Origin of the sequence: Streptomyces sp. NPDC101776, assembly GCF_044766845.1 — a bacterium.
Classification (GTDB): Bacteria; Actinomycetota; Actinomycetes; order Streptomycetales; family Streptomycetaceae; genus Streptomyces.
This window is the reverse complement of sequence record NZ_JBIWMV010000012.1, coordinates 129,161-146,852: the sequence shown is the minus strand read 5'-3', so window position 1 is coordinate 146,852 and position 17,692 is coordinate 129,161. Positions and strand designations below refer to the sequence as shown.

Here is a 17,692-nt window from a genome sequence, read left to right as displayed (position 1 = left end):
GCTTATTTCACTCGTGAGGCAGATGACAGGACTCAGGCAGGTGGCGAGTAGAGGATCGCCTGTTCGAAGGCCTACGATCCTCTGTTGTGTCCAAACTGACCGACGTGCCCAAGCGCATCCTCATCGGGCGCGCACTGCGCAGCGACCGGTTGGGCGAAACGCTCCTGCCGAAGCGCATCGCACTCCCCGTCTTCGCTTCCGACCCGCTGTCCTCCGTCGCGTACGCGCCCGGCGAGGTGCTGCTGGTCCTCTCCATCGCGGGCGTGTCGGCCTACCACTTCAGCCCCTGGATCGCGGTCGCGGTCGTGGTGCTGATGTTCACCGTGGTCGCCTCCTACCGGCAGAACGTCCACGCCTACCCCAGTGGTGGCGGCGACTACGAGGTGGCCACCACCAACCTCGGCCCCAAGGCCGGCCTCACCGTCGCCAGCGCCCTGCTGGTCGACTACGTCCTCACCGTCGCCGTCTCGATCGCCTCCGGCATCGAGAACCTCGGCTCCGCGATCCCCTTCGTGGTCGAGCACAAGGTGATCTGCGCGGTCGCAGTAGTTGTGCTGTTGACCCTGATGAACCTGCGCGGGGTGAAGGAGTCCGGCTCGCTGTTCGCGATCCCGACGTACGTCTTCGTCGCGGGCGTCTTCGTCATGATCGCGTGGGGTGCGTTCCGGGGCCTGGTCCTCGGCGACACCATGCGCGCGCCGACCGCCGACTACCACATCAAGGCCGAGCACCAGGGCCTCGCGGGCTTCGCGCTCGTCTTCCTGATGCTGCGCGCCTTCTCCTCCGGCTGCGCCGCCCTCACCGGTGTCGAGGCGATCTCGAACGGCGTCCCGGCCTTCCGCAAGCCCAAGTCGAAGAACGCGGCGAGCACCCTCGCGGCGATGGGCATCCTGGCTGTGACGATGTTCTGCGGGATCATCGCCCTCGCCATGACGACCAAGGTCCGGATGGCCGAGAACCCGGGCACCGACCTGCTGCACAACGGCGTCGCGATCGGCTCCGGCTATGTCCAGAACCCGGTGATCTCGCAGGTCGCCGAGGCCGTGTTCGGCAAGGGCAGCTTCCTGTTCGTGGTGCTCGCCGCGGCCACCGCGCTGGTCCTGTTCCTGGCCGCCAACACGGCGTACAACGGCTTCCCGCTCCTCGGCTCGATCCTCGCCCAGGACCGCTACCTCCCGCGCCAGCTGCACACCCGAGGCGACCGCCTGGCCTTCTCCAACGGCATCGTGCTGCTCGCCGGCACGGCCACCCTGCTGATCGCGATCTACGGCGCCGACTCGACCCGGCTGATCCAGCTCTACATCGTGGGTGTCTTCGTCTCCTTCACCCTCAGCCAGACCGGCATGGTCCGGCACTGGAACCGCCACCTCGCCACCGAGAAGGACCTGGCCAAGCGCCGCCACATGGTCCGCTCCCGCGCGATCAACACCTTCGGCGCGTTCTTCACGGGTCTCGTCCTGGTCGTCGTCCTGGTCACGAAGTTCACGCACGGCGCCTGGGTGGCGCTGCTCGGCATGTGCATCTTCTACGCCACGATGACCGCGATCCGTAAGCACTACGACCGGGTCGCCGAGGAGATCGCGGCCCCCGAGGGCCCCAGCGACGACAGCATCCGCCCGTCCCGCGTGCACTCGGTCGTCCTGATCTCCAAGATCCACCGCCCGGCTCTACGGGCCCTGGCCTACGCCAAGTTGATGCGCTCGGACACCCTGGAGGCGCTCAGCGTCAACGTGGACCCGGCGGAGACCAAGGCGCTGCGCGAGGAGTGGGAGCGGCGCGGGATCGACGTACCGCTGAAGGTGCTGGACTCGCCGTACCGGGAGATCACGCGGCCGATCATCGAGTATGTGAAGGGGCTGCGGAAGGAGTCTCCGCGCGACGCGGTGTCCGTGATCATCCCCGAGTACGTGGTCGGGCACTGGTACGAGCATCTGCTGCACAACCAGAGCGCGCTCCGCCTCAAGGGCCGGCTGCTGTTCACGCCGGGCGTGATGGTGACGTCGGTGCCGTACCAGCTGGAGTCCTCCGAGGCGGCGAAGAACCGTGCCCGCAAGCGGCAGGAGTGGAGCGCGCCGGGTGCGGTGCGGCGGGGGCCGGCGGAGGAGCGGCACAGCGAGTCCCCGAAGTCCAAGCTGTAGCCGGGACGGCTTTGTGGTGAGCGGTTGGACAGGGCCCACGTAGACTGGTGGGCTGTTGTCCGGCCGTACCCCCTTTGACGTTGTGGAGTCACCCCGCCATGCAGGCAGAACCGAAGAAATCGCTGGTGGGGGAGGAGTACGAGGTCGAGGTGGGCCCCGTCGCCCATGGCGGGCACTGCATCGCCCGTACGTCCGAGGGCCAGGTGCTGTTCGTCCGGCACACGCTGCCCGGTGAGCGCGTCGTCGCGCGGATCACCGACGGCGAGGAGGGCGCGAAGTTCCTGCGGGCCGACGCGGTGACGGTCCTGGAGGAGTCCAAGGACCGGGTCGAGGCGCCCTGTCCGTACGCCGGTCCGGGCCGCTGCGGCGGCTGCGACTGGCAGCACGCGAAGCCCGGCGCCCAGCGTCGCCTCAAGGGCGAGGTCATCGCCGAGCAGTTGCAGCGGCTCGCGGGTCTCACGCCCGAGGAGGCCGGCTGGGACGGCACGGTGATGCCGGCCGAGGGCGACAAGCTGCCCGCGGGCCAGGTCCCGCAGTGGCGCACGCGCGTGCAGTACGCGGTGGACGTCGACGGCAACGCTGGTCTGCGCAAGCACCGTTCGCACGAGGTCGAGCCCATCGAGCACTGCATGATCGCGGCGCCGGGCGTCAGCGAGCTGGGCATCGAGGAGCGCGACTGGTCCGGCATGGCCTCGGTCGACGCGATCGCGGCGACGGGTTCCCAGGACCGCATGGTCATCCTGGAGCCCCGTCCCGGCGCCCGCCTGCCCCTGGTCGAACTCGAACGCCCCGTCTCCGTCATGCGCGTCGAGGAGCACGACGGCGGCATCCACCGCGTCCACGGCCGCGCGTTCGTCCGCGAGCGGGCCGACGGCCGTACGTACCGCGTCGGCAGCGGCGGCTTCTGGCAGGTCCACCCGATGGCCGCCGACACCCTCGTCAAGGCGGTCATGCAGGGCCTGCTCCCGCGCAAGGGCGACATGGCACTGGACCTGTACTGCGGCGTCGGCCTCTTCGCGGGCGCCCTCGCCGACCGCCTCGGCGACAAGGGCGCGGTCCTCGGCATCGAGTCCGGCAAGCGCGCCGTCGAGGACGCGCGGCACAATCTCGCCGGGTTCGAGCGGGTGCGGATCGAGCAGGGCAAGGTCGAGAGCGTGCTCCCGAAGACGGGGATCAGCGAGGTCGACCTGATCGTCCTGGACCCGCCGCGCTCGGGGGCCGGCAAGAAGACCGTTGAGCACCTGTCGTCGCTGGGGGCACGGAAGATCGCGTATGTGGCGTGCGATCCGGCGGCGCTGGCTCGGGACCTGGGGTACTTCCGGGACGGGGGGTATCGGGTGCGGACGTTGCGGGCGTTCGATCTTTTTCCGATGACTCATCATGTGGAGTGCGTCGCGATCCTTGAACCGGTCGCCAAGCTGTCCTGACCCGCGACTTCGTGCGTGCGCAGTAGGTGTGCCGTGGCGGAGATCCTGACGCTGCCGCGGTGGGAGGCCAGGAAGTGCGCACCCGCACCCCTGGCCACTCTCACACCGAGAACTCGCGTATCACCGTGTTGCGGAACACCGCGCTGCCCCCGATCGTGAACAGCGCGAGCCGGGTGTCCAGCAGGTACGGGAACACCTGGCTGGTGTGCACATGGCGGCCGTCGTCGACGACCGACGTGCGGTCCACCAGGATGCGCAGCTTCACCGTGCCGGCGGACGGGTCGAACGGGGTGTGGCTCTCCTGCCACTTGCCGGACGTGTCGGCGTTCACCGTGTTGCGCCGGTTGAGGAAGGCGTAGTCGGTGTAGATCCCGGCGTCGATGTGCCGGCCGCCGTCCGGTGAGCGCCTCAACTGGAGGCCGGCGCCGGTGAGTTGGGACCAGGTGAGCTCCGTCGTCACCTCGTAGGAGATGCCGGTGTAGTCGAGCACCTTCGTGCCGTCCACGGTCACGTCGCCCAGGTTCACGGTGCGGGAGACGTACGCGTCGAGGCCGGTGACGGGCCGGGAGGCGAGGTAGTAGGTGTTGTCGGACGCCTTCTTCAGGGTGATCTCACGGACGACGGAGTCGGTGCCGTTGAAGCCGTCGCAGTCGATCGTGGGAGTGGTGTTGGCGTAGTCCCAGTTGTTCACCCACGCGATCGCGTACCGGGCGGCCGAGTCCACCGCACCGCTCGCGTCCCGCTTCTCGAAGGTGACGGCGCCGTACCAGTCCCAGCCGTGGTCGAGCCACTGCGGGTCACTCGTGTCAGCGGTGAACGCGCCGCCGTCGAAGGAACCCGTCCAGTAGGCATACGTGTTGGGCAGCCCCGAGCCCTTCCCGTTGGCGCTCACGCCGAGCACCCACTTCACGGTGCCGTCGCCCGCGGTGATCCGGAACAGGTCGGGACACTCCAGGACGCCGATGCCGTCATGGACGAAACCACCCACGTACGTCCAGGACTTGAGGTCGCCGGAGTGGTAGAAACCGACCTTGTCGTTCTCGGCGAGGGCTATCACCCAGCGGCCCCGCTCCTCGTCGCGGATCACCTTGGGGTCGCGGAAGTCGGCGACGCCGGGGTTGGGCAGGACGGGGTCGGTCCCGTGGTTGGTGAAGGTGAGACCGCCGTCGGTCGAGTAGTACAGGAACTGCTCCTGGTGGTCGGTGCCGCCGCCGGGGGACATGGTGACGATGACGACGACCGCGCCCGCGCCGAATCCGGCCGTGTTTCCGGTGTCGACGACCGCCGAACCCGACCAGAGATCGCCGTTGGGCGTGGTGTCCTTGGGGACGGCGACCCCGTGGTCGGCGAAGGAGACCAGGTCCGTGGTGGTGGCCAGGCGCCACGCGGTGCCGACGGCACCGGTGAAGTAGTCGGCGTTGTAGAGGTAGTAGTAGCGGTACTCGCCGTCGATCCAGACGGGCCGCTGCGGGTCGTTCTTCCACTGGTCGGGGACCGTGAAGTGGTACGCGGCGCGGTAACTCGCCCCGCTTGCGGCGGAGTCGGTCACGCTGTCGGCCGCGGCCACGGGCTCGGGCTTCGAAGCGGCCGCGGCCGTCCCGGCCGACAGCAGCGCGGCGGCGGTCCCCGCCGCCGATCCCGCGAACAGTGATCTCCTGGAAATCCCGGATGAAGTTCCCGATGCAGTTCCTGATGAAATCCCCGATGTTCCGGGCATGGTACATCGTTCCTCTCGTGCGGCTCATGTGAACGAGGACTGTAGACCTAACTCGATAAAGGTCAAGAGGCCTAACCCGTTAAAGGTCAGGCCTTCCCGACCCTTGACAGGCCCACCGCCCGCTTCCCATCATCTGGGCATCACCCCTGAACTAACACGAGTTAGGCCCGTTGATGACTGACTCGCACATCCCCCGCCGCACACTGCTGCGGTACGGCGCGTACGGGGCCGGAGCAGCCGCCCTGGCCGGGACCGCCGCGAGCTGGGACCGGCTCACGGGAGCCGACATCCCCGGCCGCGACGACGGCTCACTCGTCGTCGCCACCCTCGGCTCCGCTTTCGACCCGGCCACCGTCGACGCCCTCACCAAGGGCTTCCACCGCCTCCACCCCGACATCCCGCTGCGGGTGAACGCGGTGCAGGCCGTCGACTGGTCGGACTTCTTCGCGAAGATCCTCACCCAGATCGCCGCGGGCACCGCCCCCGACCTCGTGTATGTGGCCACCGAGGGCGTGCAGTTGTTCGCCCAGAAGCTCGGCGTGCCCCTGGACCGCTGGGTACGGCGGGACGCGGCGGAGCTGCGCGAGTACTTCGCCGACGTCCACCCCTCGCTGGTCGAGTCGATGATGTACGAGGGGAACCTCTACCAACTCCCGATGGAGTTCAACGCCGCCGACATCTACCTCAACAAGCAGGTGCTGAAACGGGCGGGCGCGGGCTTCCCGGCGGCCGACTGGAGCCGCGACGACTTCACCGCGCTGCTGCGGGAGATGAAGCGCGCCGGCGACGCGCACTTCACGCCGTACTTCTGGACCAACCGGCTGTGGGGCGGCGTGGTCCCCTGGCTCTTCGCGAACGGTACGAACCTGCTGAAGGAGTCGAAGGCACCCGGCGGCTCCTGGCTGTGGGACGCCTTCTACCCGGCCGCCGACCGGCAGGGACGCGGCGGGGGCTTCCGCTGGAGCACCCCGCAGGCCACCGCCGACCGGGTCGAGGAGGCGTACGACTATCTCGCCTCCCTCGTCCAGGAGGACCTGTGCACCCGGCCCGAGGGCGGCAACGGCAGCAATCTGGTCGGCGTGTTCTCCACCGGCCGCGTCGGCGTCACACCGGCGGGCGGCTTCTGGGCGGGCGGTCTGCAGCAGGCCGGCATGCGGGCCGCCGACTACGACGTGCAGTACTTCCCGCGCTGGCGCACCCAGCGCCACCAGTTCGGCGCGGCGGGCTACGCGCTGCTGCGCACCTCGAAGAAGCAGGAAGCCGCCTGGGAGTTCATCAAGTACGCGGCCCGCAAGGACACCATGACCCGGCTGTTCCGGAGCAACCAGACCACCCCGGCCCGCCGTTCGATGCTCAACGCCGCACGCTACGCCGAGAGCGGCCCGGCGCACTGGCGGGTCTTCTACGACACCCTCGACCGGTTCCCCGACACCGGCCCGATCCCCGCGCCGCCGCAGGTCGCCGAGGTGACCGACGTCCTGCTCAAGTACACCGGCACCGCACTTGCCTCGCCGCGTGCGGTGGGTCCCGCGCTGCGCCGGATGCAGGGCGACCTGGAGCAGGCCATGGAGCGTGAGATATGACGAACACCCAGATCCCGAACGCTCAGGACCCGAATGCTCAGGACCCGAACGCTCAGGACTCGAACTCCCAGGTCCCGCCCGTACGTTCGCGGCCCGCCACGCCACCACTACCACCACCCGCCACCGCCGTACGGCCGTCCGTCCGCGACCGCGGCTCCCGGCTGCTGGCCGCGCTGTTCCTGGCGCCCACGGTCGTCGGCATCGTGGTCTTCACAGTCGTGCCGATCATCGGGTCCGTCGTGCTGAGCCTGTTCCACTGGAACGTGATCGACCCGCCCCGTTTCGCCGGCGGCGCCAACTACCGCACCACCTTCACGGATTCGACCGTCCTGGTCTCCTTCCGCAACACGCTCCTCTTCATGGTCTTCGCGGTCACGCTGCAACTGCTGATCGCGCTGTCGCTGGCGCTCGCGCTGAACGCGCGGATGCCGGTATGGCTGCGGTCGCTGTTCCGTTCGGCGTTCTTCTTCCCGCTGGTGCTGTCCGCCGCGTCCATCTCGGTGGTGATGAAGTACCTGTTCAACCAGGACTTCGGGGTGGTGAACTGGCTGATCGGCCTGGTCGGCGTCGCCCCCGTGCCCTGGCTGACCTCGGAACACGCGGCGATGGCCACGGTGGTCCTGGTCTACGTCTGGCAGCAGTTCGGTTTCTCGTTCCTGCTGTTCGTCGGCGGTCTGAACAACATCCCCAAGGAGATACACGAGGCCGCCGCCCTCGACGGCGCGACCGGCCTGCGCAAGCACCTCGGCGTCACGCTGCCGCTGCTGTCGCCCACGCTGCTCGTCGCGTCCGTGGTCGGCATCATCAACGCCCTCCAGGTCTTCGAGCAGCCCTACGTCCTCACCGACGGCGGCCCCGGCGACGCCACCCGCACCGTGGTGATGGTGATCTACGAGAGGGCCTTCGAGCAGCTCGACTTCGGCGAGGCATCCGCGGTGGGCACGCTGCTCTTCGCGCTGATCATGGCGGTCACCGCCCTCCAGTTCCGGCTCAGCCGGCGTTTCGTCCACTACCAGTGAGCCGGTGAGCCGCATGAGCGCGATGAGCCAAGCAACCCCGACCCTGAAAGCAACCCCGACCCTGAGCCGCGTACGTCACTCGCTCGCCCCCTGGACCCGGATCGCCGCACTGACCGTGTGCGCCCTGCTGACGCTGGGCCCGGTGATCTGGACCGTCTCCACTTCCCTGCGCACTCCGGCCCAGTCCTTCGACCTGCCCCCGCAGATCATCCCGACGCACCCGACGACCGCGGCCTACCACGGGGTCTTCGACCAGATCGACGTGTGGCTGCTCGCCCTGAACTCCACTCTCGTGACGGCACTGGTCGCCGTAGGCCAGATGATCACGGCGGGCCTGGCCGGATACGCCTTCGCGCGCCTGGAGTTCCGCTTCAAGAAACCGCTCTTCGGCCTGGTCCTGGCGACCATGATGGTGCCGTTGCAGGTGACCATCGTGCCGGTGTTCCTGGTGCTGAAGTCGATGGGCCTCACCGACACACTCCTCGGCCTGATCCTCCCGGCCTTCCCGACGGCCTTCGGCACGTTCCTGATGCGCCAGTACTTCCTCGGTATGCCGAAGGACCTGGGCGAGGCGGCCATGCTGGACGGCGCGGGGCCCTGGCGGATCTTCCGCTCGGTGTACGCGCCGCTGGCCGCGCCCGGCCTGGCGATCGTCGGCGTGCTGGCCTTCAACTACCACTGGAACGAGTTCTTCCGCCCGCTGATCCTGGAGACCTCCAGCCAGAACTACACGCTTCCGCTGGGCCTGGTCTCCCTCCAGGGCAACCTCGGCACCGGCTCGATCTCCGTCGTCCTCGCCGGTGTCGTCCTCTCGATGCTCCCCGCCGTCGCCGTGTTCGTCGTCGGCCAGCGCCCTCTGCGCGAGGGCATCACCTCGGCAGGAGTCAACCGTTGAGCCATGACCCCAACGCGCCGCGTTTCAGGGTCCGTCCGCCCGTCGGCTGGATCAACGACCCCAATGGGCCGTTCCGTTGGCGGGACCGCTACCACCTCTTCTACCAGCACAACCCCGACGCACCGGTGCACGCGAACGTCCACTGGGGTCATGCCTCCAGCGCCGACCTCGCGCACTGGGAGCACCACCCGATCGCGCTCACCCCGACGCCCGGCGGCCCCGACGAGGCCGGCTGCTGGTCGGGCTGCGTGACCGACGACAACGGCACACCGACCGCTGTGTACACGGGAGTTGACCATGCCCACACCGGACTCGGCACCATCTGCCTGGCCCGGGCGGCGGCCCCGGACGACGACCGGCTGACCGAGTGGAAGCCGCTGCCGACGCCGGTGGTGGCGGGCCCGCCGCCGGGACTGGACGTGGTCATGTTCCGCGACCCGTTCGTCTTCCACCACGCGGACAGGCGCTGGGCCCTGGTCGGAGCCGGCCACGCCGACGGCACACCGTCGATCCTGCTCTACGACTGCGACGACGACCTGACCGACTGGCGGTTCGCCGGTGTGCTGCTGGACGGCAACGACCCCGTGGCGGCTGGGGTGTTCGGCGACAGGTCGGTGGGCTGGGAGTGCCCGCACCTGTACCGGACGGCAAGCGGCGACCACGTACTCCTGGTGTCCCTGTGGGATGGAGACCCCTGCTCGACCGGCTATCTGACGGGCCGTCTGGAGGCAAATGAACAGGGGGAGTTGGGCTTCGCACCGCGCGCCGGCGGCCGACTCGACCAGGGCCGGGACTTCTACGCCCCCGCAGTGCTCCAGGAGCCGGACCGCGCACTGCTGTGGGGCTGGTCGTGGGAGGCCCGCCCGCAGGAGGAGATACTCCGGGAGGGATGGGCAGGCGTACTGACGGCCCCCCGGGTGGTCGACGTCCACCCCGACGGCTCACTACGTGTGACCCCGGCCCCGGAACTCGGCCTGCTGCGCCCGGCCGAGCCGTTCGTCACCGCACCGGACCGGGTCCCGCTTCCCCACACGTACGACCTCACCGTCACCGCATGCGAATCGACCACGGTGAGCCTGCTCCGGAGCGCGGCGGGCCAGGAGCTGACCGTCCGCGCAAACCCCGCCTCCGGGACCGTCGTCCTCGACCGCAGCGCCTGGCCCCGAACCGGCAGGGAAGGCTCCGCCCCGATCACCGTCCACGTCCCGAAGGCTCCGGAACTCACGCTCCGACTACTCATCGACGGCTCGCTCCTCGAACTCTTCGTCGCAGACCGGGCCATGGTCACCGAGCGCGTCTACCGGCGCCCGGGCGACATCGCCGAGCTGGTCGTCGACGGGCTGGGCGCGCGGGTCACCGGGTGGGCGCCGGCCCCAGGCAGCCGCGACTGACCGCGCAGCAGCGCATGTGCGGGACGGGCGCCCAGGTCACCGGGTGCGCACCGGACCCACGGAGGCGCGGCTGACCATGGGCCAGGGCAGGCACGGGCGGGTGCTTGGGTGGGCGACCGGACCCAGGGAGGTGCGGCTGACCACAGGGCAGGTCGTGCACGGGCCGGGTGCCCAGGTCACCGGGTGGGCGGCCGGACTCACGGAGGTGCGGCTGACCATGGACCAGGGCAGGCGCGGGCCGGGTGCCCGGGTGGGCGCCGGATAGGCGCCGCACCCACAAAGGCACGCCTGACCAGGCACGGGCCGGGTGCCCATGTCACCGGACGGCGTCGGCCCCAGGGAGGCGCGGCTGATCACGGGCCAGGGCAGGCGTGGGACGGGTGCCCTGGTCACCGAGTGGCCGCCGGCCCCACGGAAGCCCTGCTCACCACAGGGCAAGCCAGCCGCCGGACGGTCGCCGGCGGCGTCTGGCCCGCTTCGATCGCGTCCAGGAGCAGCCGGGCCGCCGCCTCGCCCATCGCCCGGTGCGGCAGGGCGACCGAGGTGAGCGGCGGGGTGAGGAACGCGGCCATGTGCTCCTGGTCGTCGTAGCCGACCACGGACAGATCGGCGGGCACCTCGATGCCGAGCCGGGTCGCGGCGTGCAGGACGCCCGCCGCGACCCGGTCGTTGTAGCAGAGGACACCCGTGGGGCGGCGGTCCGGCTCGACCCCGTCGAACAGGCGCAGCGCCCCCGCGTATCCCGCGGAGATCTCCCCGCCACTGCGCACGATCCACTCCTTGGGCACGGTGACGCCCTCGGCGCGCAGCACCTCCCGGAAACCGCGGGTACGTTCCGCCGAGGCGATGTCGTCCAGACCGCCGATCACGGCGAGCCGGCGGTGGCCCGCACCGAGCAGCAGCCGGGCCGCCGTACGGCCACCGGCGCGCTCGGCCGGGACCACGGCGGGCAGGGAGTCGTCCTCGGGCAGGCAGTTGGCCAGCACGGAGTGGGTGCGGCGCAGGCCCTCGGGGACGCGGACCCGGCGCAGTGACATGGCCGCGTAGATGATGCCGTCCACACGCCGGTCGAGCAGTTCCGCGACGGCCGCGTCCTCCTTGACCGGGTCACCGCCGGAATCGACGGTGAGGACGAGATGGTCGCTGTCCCAGGCCGTCTCCATGGCACCGCGCAGCAGCCGGCCGGCGAACGGCGAGGACGCGATCTCATCGGTGACCAGCCCGATCACGGCCGTACGGCGCCGGCGCAGACCTCGGGCCACCGGGTCGGGGCGGTAGCCCAGCCGGGTCGCGGCCTCCCGGATGCGCTCCTGGGTGGCCGACGAGAGGTTGCCCTCGGCCCGGCCGTTGAACACGAAGGACACCGCGGTGTGCGACACACCGGCGAGCCGGGCGACGTCCCGTGACGTCGGGCGCCCGGTGCCCGTGTTCCCGCTCTCCCCGGCACCGCCCACACCGTCCGCCGCCCTCACCCAGCCCGTCCCTGTCGATCACCGCCCACCCTATCCGCGGGCGCCGACCGTGGCGCCCGCCCGTTCCGCCGCATCCCGGGCCGCGTGACGTGGGCCACAAATCCGTGCCGGAACTCGGAACCCCTCCCGTCCGACTCCTGAAGTGGTGCGGCTCGATCCCAGGCAATCCGCCGCGTGCCGTACGACGCGAACTGGAGACCGGTGATGGACGAGCCCCGACAATCCTCCCCAGCCACCGGTGCGGTGCTCCGGAGACTGGCGCCCCCGCCCGCCCTGTGCGGCTTCCTCCTCCTGCTGACGCTGATGTTCGGCATCTCGTACGCCGTCGGCTCCGGCGTCGGCCCCGTCGCGCCCGGCATGCACGGCACCAGCGGGACCGCTACGGGGACCGGTGACACGGGAGACAGCGGCACAGGCGACAGCGACACCGGTGACATGGGCGACATGGACATGCACGGCGGAGCCAACTGATGGGCGCCGACACGGTGGCCGTCCTCGTGACGACCGATCTGGCCGTCGGCGGCATGACCTGCGCGGCCTGTGTGACGCGCGTCGAGAAGAAGCTCGGCAAGCTGGACGGCGTCACGGCGACCGTCAATCTGGCCACCGGACGGGCCCGGGTGAGCCACCCGCCTGAGATCGGCCCCGCGGAACTCGTCGCGACGGTGGAGAAGGCCGGTTACACGGCCGCCCTTCCCGAGCCGACGATGACGATGACGATGAAGGAGAAGCGGCAGCGAGCCGCCGGGGACCAGGAGAACGACGAGTCCGAGCAGGCCCGGCAGGAACGTGACCGGCTGCTGTACACGGCATTGCTCGCGGTCCCCGTCCTCGTGCTGTCGATGGTGCCCGGCCTCCAGTTCCGCAACTGGCAGTGGCTCTGCTTCGCGCTGGCCGCACCGGTCGCCGTATGGGGCGCGTGGCCCTTCCACACGCGGGCGGCACGCGGGCTGCGTCACTCGGCGGCGACCATGGACACGATGGTGTCCCTCGGCGTCGTGGCGTCCTTCGCCTGGTCGGCATACGCGCTCTTCCTCGGCGGTGCCGGTGATCCCGGGATGCGGATGCCGTTCACCCTGGTGCCCGCCGCCTCGGACGGCGTCGCGCACATCTATCTCGAAGCGGCCGTCGGCGTACCGCTGTTCGTGCTCGCCGGCCGCTTCCTGGAGGCACGGGCCCGGCGCGGCACCGGAGCGGCGCTGCGCTCGCTCGCCCAACTCGCCGCCAAGGAAGTCTCGGTGCGTGAGAGCGGGTCCGAACGGCTCGTGCCCATCGAGGAGTTGACGATGGGTCAGATCTTCGTCGTGCGGCCCGGCGAGCGGGTCGCCACCGACGGGCAGGTGACGGAGGGCAGTTCGGCCGTGGACCTGTCCCTGGTCACCGGCGAGAGCGAGCCCGTCGAGGTCGGGCCGGGCTCGGCCGTGGTCGGCGGTGCCGTCAACTCCGGTGGGCTGCTGCTCGTCCGGGCCACCGCCATCGGCGCGGACACCCAACTCGCCCGGATCACCCGCCTGGTGACCGACGCACAGGCCGGGAAGGCGAAGGCGCAGCGGCTGGCCGACTCGGTCGCGGGGGTCTTCGTACCGGTCGTGCTGGCCCTCGCCGTCACGACGCTCGGCTTCTGGCTCGGCGCCGGGGCCGCACCGCAGGCCGCGCTCACCGCGTGCGTGGCCGTGCTCGTCGTGGCCTGCCCGTGCGCGCTGGGCCTGGCCACCCCGACCGCGTTGATGGCCGCGACCGGCCGGGGTGCCCAACTCGGCGTCCTCGTCAGCGGTCCGCAGGCCCTGGAGGGGCTACGGCATCTCGACACGGTCGTCCTCGACAAGACCGGCACGCTCACCTCGGGGCACATGACCGTCGCCCGCGTCACGGCCGTACCGGACGGGTCGGGAAGGGACGCGGTGCTGCGGCTGGCCGGCGCGGTCGAGCGGGGCTCGGAGCATCCGCTGGGTCGGGCGATCGTCGCGTACTCCCAACGCGCGCTGCCCGAAGGGGTGTTGCCGGACGTGAGCGAGTTCGGCGCGCTGCCGGGGAAGGGCGTGCGGGGCCGCGTCGAGGGGCGGCTGGTCGAAGTCCTTGCCCTGGAGGGCGAGTTGCCCGCCGCCCTCATGGCCGCCCTGCCCGCGGCGGAGGCCGCCGCGCACACCCCGGTACTGGTACGGGTGGACGGGGTGCCCGAGGCGCTGATCGAGATCGGTGACGTCGTGCGCCCCGGAAGTCACCGCGCCGTCGAGCGGTTGCGGCGCCTCGGCGTACGGCCCGTGCTCGCCACCGGCGACCGGGAGGCACCCGCGTCGGCCGTCGCGTCGGCGCTGGGCATCGACGAGGTGCACGCCCGCCGCTCACCCGAGGACAAGGCCGACCTGGTACGGGAGTTGCAGGAGCGGGGCCACCGGGTGGCCGTCATCGGCGACGGTGTGAACGACGCCGCCGCACTCGCCCTCGCCGACCTCGGCATCGCCATGGGCACCGGCACCGACGTGGCCATCGGAGCCGCCGACGTGACCCTCGTACGCGGCGACATCGAGGCTCTCGCGGACGCCGTACGACTGGCCCGATGCACCCTGTCCACCATCCGGGTCAACCTCGTGTGGGCCTTCGGCTACAACGTCGTGACCGTGCCGCTCGCCATGGTCGGCCTGCTCACCCCCATGCTCGCCGCCGCGGCCATGTCGGTCAGCTCGGTGCTGGTCGTCACCAACAGCCTGCGGCTGCGCGGCTGGCAGCCGACACGTGCCGCCGGGAGGCGTACCCGATGAACGGACCGCGCCCCTGGCGCCCGACCCGCCGCCGACTCACCGAGACCCTGTTCGCCGCGGTCGCGCCCGTCGCCGTGTGCGGCCTCGCCCTGGCCGGTCTGACGGCCTGGGCCGGCGCCGGGAAGGCGGGCGGCCCGCCCCGCATCACCGTCTCGAACAGCCGGGTCTACGTGCCGTACGGCGCCGCCAGCGACACCGCCGCGTTCTTCGACGTCGCCAACCTCGGCGGCGCGGACGACCGCCTGACCGGCGTCACGTCCTCCGCCGCCACCGGGGAGATCACCCTCGGCCGCCAACGCACGGGCGGCTACCGGGCCGACGTGGCCTCCGTCGTCGTAGCGGCGGGCCGTGAACTGTCCATGTCCCCGGACGGGTTGGACGTGACCCTCCGGGCGAAGGCGGGTTGGGAGGCGGGCGACCTCGTGCCGTTCACGCTGCACTTCGCACACAGCGGGGCGGTCAGGACGATCGCGGTGGTGGTCCGACGGCCCGCGCGGTGACGGTTTCTTCGCGATCGCGAATTGCTTTCGGGGTGAGGGTGAGGAGCCGCGCCGCCGAAAGGGCGCGGTCTCTCTCCCGTAGAAGTCGGCGGGGAATCCCGTCCAGTTCCCGTCCGTTTTTGTGGCCTGGGTCACATGCTGTGGATCGAGTGTGATGGGCTGTGGGTTTGCGTACCCACACAAGGCGGTCGACGTCCTGATGCAAGGATGATGCGTCATGAGGCCAGGGTGGAGTTCTCGCGCGTTACGGGCCGCGGTGTTCGCGGCCGTCTGCGTGCTGCTCGCGTCCCTGGGCCACGTCATGATGTCCGGGAGCCGCGTGCCCGCGTGGGCGCTGGCCGCCGGACTCGTCGCGACCGGTGTCACGGGCTGGTGCCTGACAGGCCGTGAGCGCGGGCTCCCGCTGATCGTGACGGTCGTTGTCGCCGCCCAGGCGGTGCTCCACTCGGCGTTCTCGTTCGTCCAGTCGGCGTCCGGTGGAACGGCCGCCGCGAACACCACCATGGGCTCGATGCGGATGGACTCCATGGACATGGGCGCGACCCACATGGACTCCATGCCCATAGGGGACTCGTCGACCGGCATGCTCGTCGCCCACCTGCTCGCCGCGCTGCTGTGCGGGCTCTGGCTCGCCCACGGCGAGAAGGCCGCGTTCCGCATCCTGCGCGCCGTCGCCGGCCGACTGCTGGCTCCGCTACGACTGCTGCTCGCGCCGCCCGCACCCTTGGACCGCCCACGCATCCGTGGGCGCAGCCTCGCGTCGGACCGGGCGCCGTGCCTTCTCCTCCTGGTCCACGCGATCGTCTCGCGGGGGCCGCCCGCTCGGACCGCTGTCGTCTGAGGACAGCCGGTATCCCGAGGCGGCCCATGAGGCGTGCCCCGGGCCACGGCCCGACGTCCGCGCCAGCGTCGTAGGGCCGTCTCTTCCCACTCGCCGGACCGCCCGCGCTTCAGCGTGCCCAGGTCCGGATCACGGATGACCGAGAAGGACTCCAGGTGATCACTCCTGCCCTGCCCGCTTCGCGCGGCAAAGGCGACAAAGCGGCATCTCTCGACGAGGCGATCACCGCGTGGGCGCTCGCCGCCCGGGGCGGTGACGCGGACGCGGTCGAGCACTTCGTCCGGGCCCTGCAACGCGACGTCCAGCGGTACGTGGCCCATCTCTGCGGCGATCCGCAGGCCGTCGACGACCTGGCGCAGGACACGTTTCTGCGCGCGCTCGGCAGCCTGCACCGCTTCGAGGGCCGCTCCTCGGCGCGCACCTGGCTGCTGTCGATCGCCCGCCGGGCCGTCATCGACAGCTACCGGTACGCCGCCGCCAGACCCCGCCTGTCCGACGTACCCGACTGGCAGTTGGCGGTCGAACGGGCCCAGCCGGTCGACCTGCCCGGCTTCGACGACGGCGTGGCGCTGCTCGACCTGCTGGCCTCGCTGCCGGACGAGCGCCGCGAGGCCTTCGTCCTGACCCAGCTGCTCGGCCTGCCCTACGCGGAGGCGGCCGAGGCCGGCGACTGCCCGATCGGCACGGTCCGCTCCCGCGTGGCACGGGCCCGGGCGGCCCTGACGGAACTGCTCGCCGAGGAGGACCAACCGACGGCCCAAGCGCGGCAAGGCGTGCCGGTGTAGCCCCAAGTGGCGGGAACTCACGGCGAGTTCACCCCGACTACTGGACCGGGTGACGGACGGTCGCCCACGTACCGAGTGAAACCTGGAGACTTGCTATGCGTTCTCGTGTGTGGGGCGGTACGGCGGCCGTCGTGCTCGGCGGTCTGCTGGCGGCGGGCTGCGGTGACGGAGCGAAGGGGACGGCCGAGGTGAGCGCCGGGAAGGCCGCCTCGGGTGGCTATCCGGTGTCCGTCACCGACTGCGCGGGCGCCGGGACCACCTTCTCCGCCGCCCCGAAGAAGATCGTCACCAGCAACGCCTCCAGCCTGGAACTGCTGTTCCGGCTCGGCGCCGGCGGCAAAGTGATCGGCACCGGATTCCCGCCCGGCAAGGGCACGTTGCCCGGCGTGCTCGACGCGCGGGCGCAGCGGGTGAAGGTGCTCAGCCAGAGCGTGATCCCCAAGGAGAAGCTGCTCGGGTCGGGCGCCGACCTGTACATCGACACGTTCGCGTCGATGGGCGGCATGGGCAACGGCATGGGCGACGCGCCGACCGCCGAGGAGTTCAAGGCGGCCGGGATCAGCCACATCTACCTGAAGTCGACCGCCTGCGCGGCCCAGAGCGAGAGCGCGGTGACGGACCTGTCGGCCGTCGAGGCCGACATCACCTCCCTCGGCGCGGTCACCGGCACGAGCACCAAGGCGAAGGAACTCGTCGACGGGATGAAGACGAAGGTGGCCAAGGTCCAGAAGGCGGTGGGGAGTACGCCGGAGACCGACCGCCCGACCTACTTCTTCCTCGACTACGACTCCGGCACCAAGCAGCCCACCGTCGTCTGCAACCGCCAGGTCGCCAACGCGGTGATCACCCTGGCCGGTGCCCGCAACGTCTTCGCCGACTGCGACGCCGACTACAAGCAGGTCGGCTGGGAGGACGTGATCGCCAAGAACCCGGACTGGATCCAGCTCGCGGTCCGCGACCGGGGGAGCGACGCGGCCAACGAGAAGGCGTTCGACGAGGCCGAGAAGTGGCTGACGTCCAACGCGGCGACCAAGGGCCTCACGGCAGTGAAGGAGGGCCACTTCCTGCGCATCGGCTCCGAGCCGACCACCATCGCCGGGGTCGAGAACGCCGACACGGTCGAGGAGATCGCCAAGACCCTCTACCCGGGCAAGGTCGGCTGACC

The 17,692-nt window shown here is 70.7% G+C and carries 15 protein-coding genes; 13 read left to right on the top strand and 2 right to left on the bottom strand.

Annotated elements, in window-relative coordinates:
- Positions 1–86: 86 nt before the first annotated feature.
- Both ACIRRY_RS31705 and ACIRRY_RS31700 read left to right on the top strand, forming a co-directional pair.
- Positions 87–2,138: an APC family permease gene (locus ACIRRY_RS31705; protein WP_403979337.1), complete on the top strand. Its 2,052-nt coding sequence runs from the start codon at positions 87–89 to the stop codon at positions 2,136–2,138.
- Between the two features lie 98 nt (positions 2,139–2,236).
- Positions 2,237–3,565: a class I SAM-dependent RNA methyltransferase gene (locus ACIRRY_RS31700; protein WP_403979334.1), complete on the top strand. Its 1,329-nt coding sequence runs from the start codon at positions 2,237–2,239 to the stop codon at positions 3,563–3,565.
- A gap of 100 nt (positions 3,566–3,665) precedes the next feature.
- On the opposite strand, the gene ACIRRY_RS31695 is transcribed toward ACIRRY_RS31700, so the two are convergent.
- Positions 3,666–5,282: a glycoside hydrolase family 32 protein gene (locus ACIRRY_RS31695; RefSeq protein WP_403979331.1), complete on the bottom strand. Its 1,617-nt coding sequence runs from the start codon at positions 5,280–5,282 to the stop codon at positions 3,666–3,668.
- A gap of 173 nt (positions 5,283–5,455) precedes the next feature.
- Between ACIRRY_RS31695 and ACIRRY_RS31690 the strand changes: the two genes are divergently transcribed.
- From ACIRRY_RS31690 to ACIRRY_RS31670, 5 genes are read left to right on the top strand one after another with little or no spacing between them, the layout of a single operon-like run.
- Complete coding sequence (locus ACIRRY_RS31690) at positions 5,456–6,865, top strand: extracellular solute-binding protein (RefSeq protein ID WP_403979328.1); 1,410 nt, start codon at positions 5,456–5,458, stop codon at positions 6,863–6,865.
- On the top strand, positions 6,862–7,884 hold the full coding sequence (locus ACIRRY_RS31685; protein WP_403979325.1) for a carbohydrate ABC transporter permease: 1,023 nt from the start codon (positions 6,862–6,864) through the stop codon (positions 7,882–7,884). Before ACIRRY_RS31690 ends, ACIRRY_RS31685 begins: the two co-directional genes overlap by 4 nt.
- A 22-nt stretch (positions 7,885–7,906) precedes the next feature.
- Entirely contained in the window at positions 7,907–8,779 is an 873-nt protein-coding gene (locus tag ACIRRY_RS31680) for a carbohydrate ABC transporter permease (RefSeq protein WP_403979322.1), read from the top strand.
- On the top strand, positions 8,776–10,170 hold the full coding sequence (locus tag ACIRRY_RS31675) for a glycoside hydrolase family 32 protein (protein WP_403979319.1): 1,395 nt from the start codon (positions 8,776–8,778) through the stop codon (positions 10,168–10,170). The genes ACIRRY_RS31680 and ACIRRY_RS31675 overlap by 4 nt, the downstream gene beginning before the upstream one ends.
- 43 nt (positions 10,171–10,213) lie before the next feature.
- Positions 10,214–10,435, top strand: a complete 222-nt coding sequence (locus ACIRRY_RS31670) for a hypothetical protein (protein ID WP_403979316.1) — start codon at positions 10,214–10,216, stop codon at positions 10,433–10,435.
- 124 nt (positions 10,436–10,559) lie between these two features.
- On the opposite strand, the gene ACIRRY_RS31665 is transcribed toward ACIRRY_RS31670, so the two are convergent.
- On the bottom strand, positions 10,560–11,642 hold the full coding sequence (locus ACIRRY_RS31665) for a LacI family DNA-binding transcriptional regulator (protein ID WP_403979314.1): 1,083 nt from the start codon (positions 11,640–11,642) through the stop codon (positions 10,560–10,562).
- Positions 11,643–11,846: 204 nt separating this feature from the next.
- Here ACIRRY_RS31665 and ACIRRY_RS31660 point away from each other — a divergent pair, with 204 nt between their 5' ends.
- From ACIRRY_RS31660 to ACIRRY_RS31635, 6 genes are all read left to right on the top strand, one after another.
- Positions 11,847–12,113 carry a hypothetical protein gene (locus ACIRRY_RS31660; RefSeq protein ID WP_403979312.1) on the top strand — a complete coding sequence of 89 codons (267 nt, stop codon included), beginning with the start codon at positions 11,847–11,849 and terminating at the stop codon, positions 12,111–12,113.
- Positions 12,113–14,401 (top strand): heavy metal translocating P-type ATPase, encoded by a 2,289-nt coding sequence (locus ACIRRY_RS31655; protein ID WP_403979309.1) that lies wholly within the window; start codon positions 12,113–12,115, stop codon positions 14,399–14,401. The genes ACIRRY_RS31660 and ACIRRY_RS31655 overlap by 1 nt, the downstream gene beginning before the upstream one ends.
- Positions 14,398–14,901 carry a copper chaperone PCu(A)C gene (locus tag ACIRRY_RS31650; RefSeq protein WP_403979306.1) on the top strand — a complete coding sequence of 168 codons (504 nt, stop codon included), beginning with the start codon at positions 14,398–14,400 and terminating at the stop codon, positions 14,899–14,901. Before ACIRRY_RS31655 ends, ACIRRY_RS31650 begins: the two co-directional genes overlap by 4 nt.
- Before the next feature lie 217 nt (positions 14,902–15,118).
- On the top strand, positions 15,119–15,742 hold the full coding sequence (locus tag ACIRRY_RS31645; RefSeq protein ID WP_403979303.1) for a hypothetical protein: 624 nt from the start codon (positions 15,119–15,121) through the stop codon (positions 15,740–15,742).
- Between the two features lie 155 nt (positions 15,743–15,897).
- Entirely contained in the window at positions 15,898–16,527 is a 630-nt protein-coding gene (locus tag ACIRRY_RS31640; RefSeq protein ID WP_403979300.1) for a sigma-70 family RNA polymerase sigma factor, read from the top strand.
- A gap of 95 nt (positions 16,528–16,622) precedes the next feature.
- Positions 16,623–17,690 carry an ABC transporter substrate-binding protein gene (locus ACIRRY_RS31635; RefSeq protein WP_403979298.1) on the top strand — a complete coding sequence of 356 codons (1,068 nt, stop codon included), beginning with the start codon at positions 16,623–16,625 and terminating at the stop codon, positions 17,688–17,690.
- Positions 17,691–17,692 lie beyond the last annotated feature (2 nt).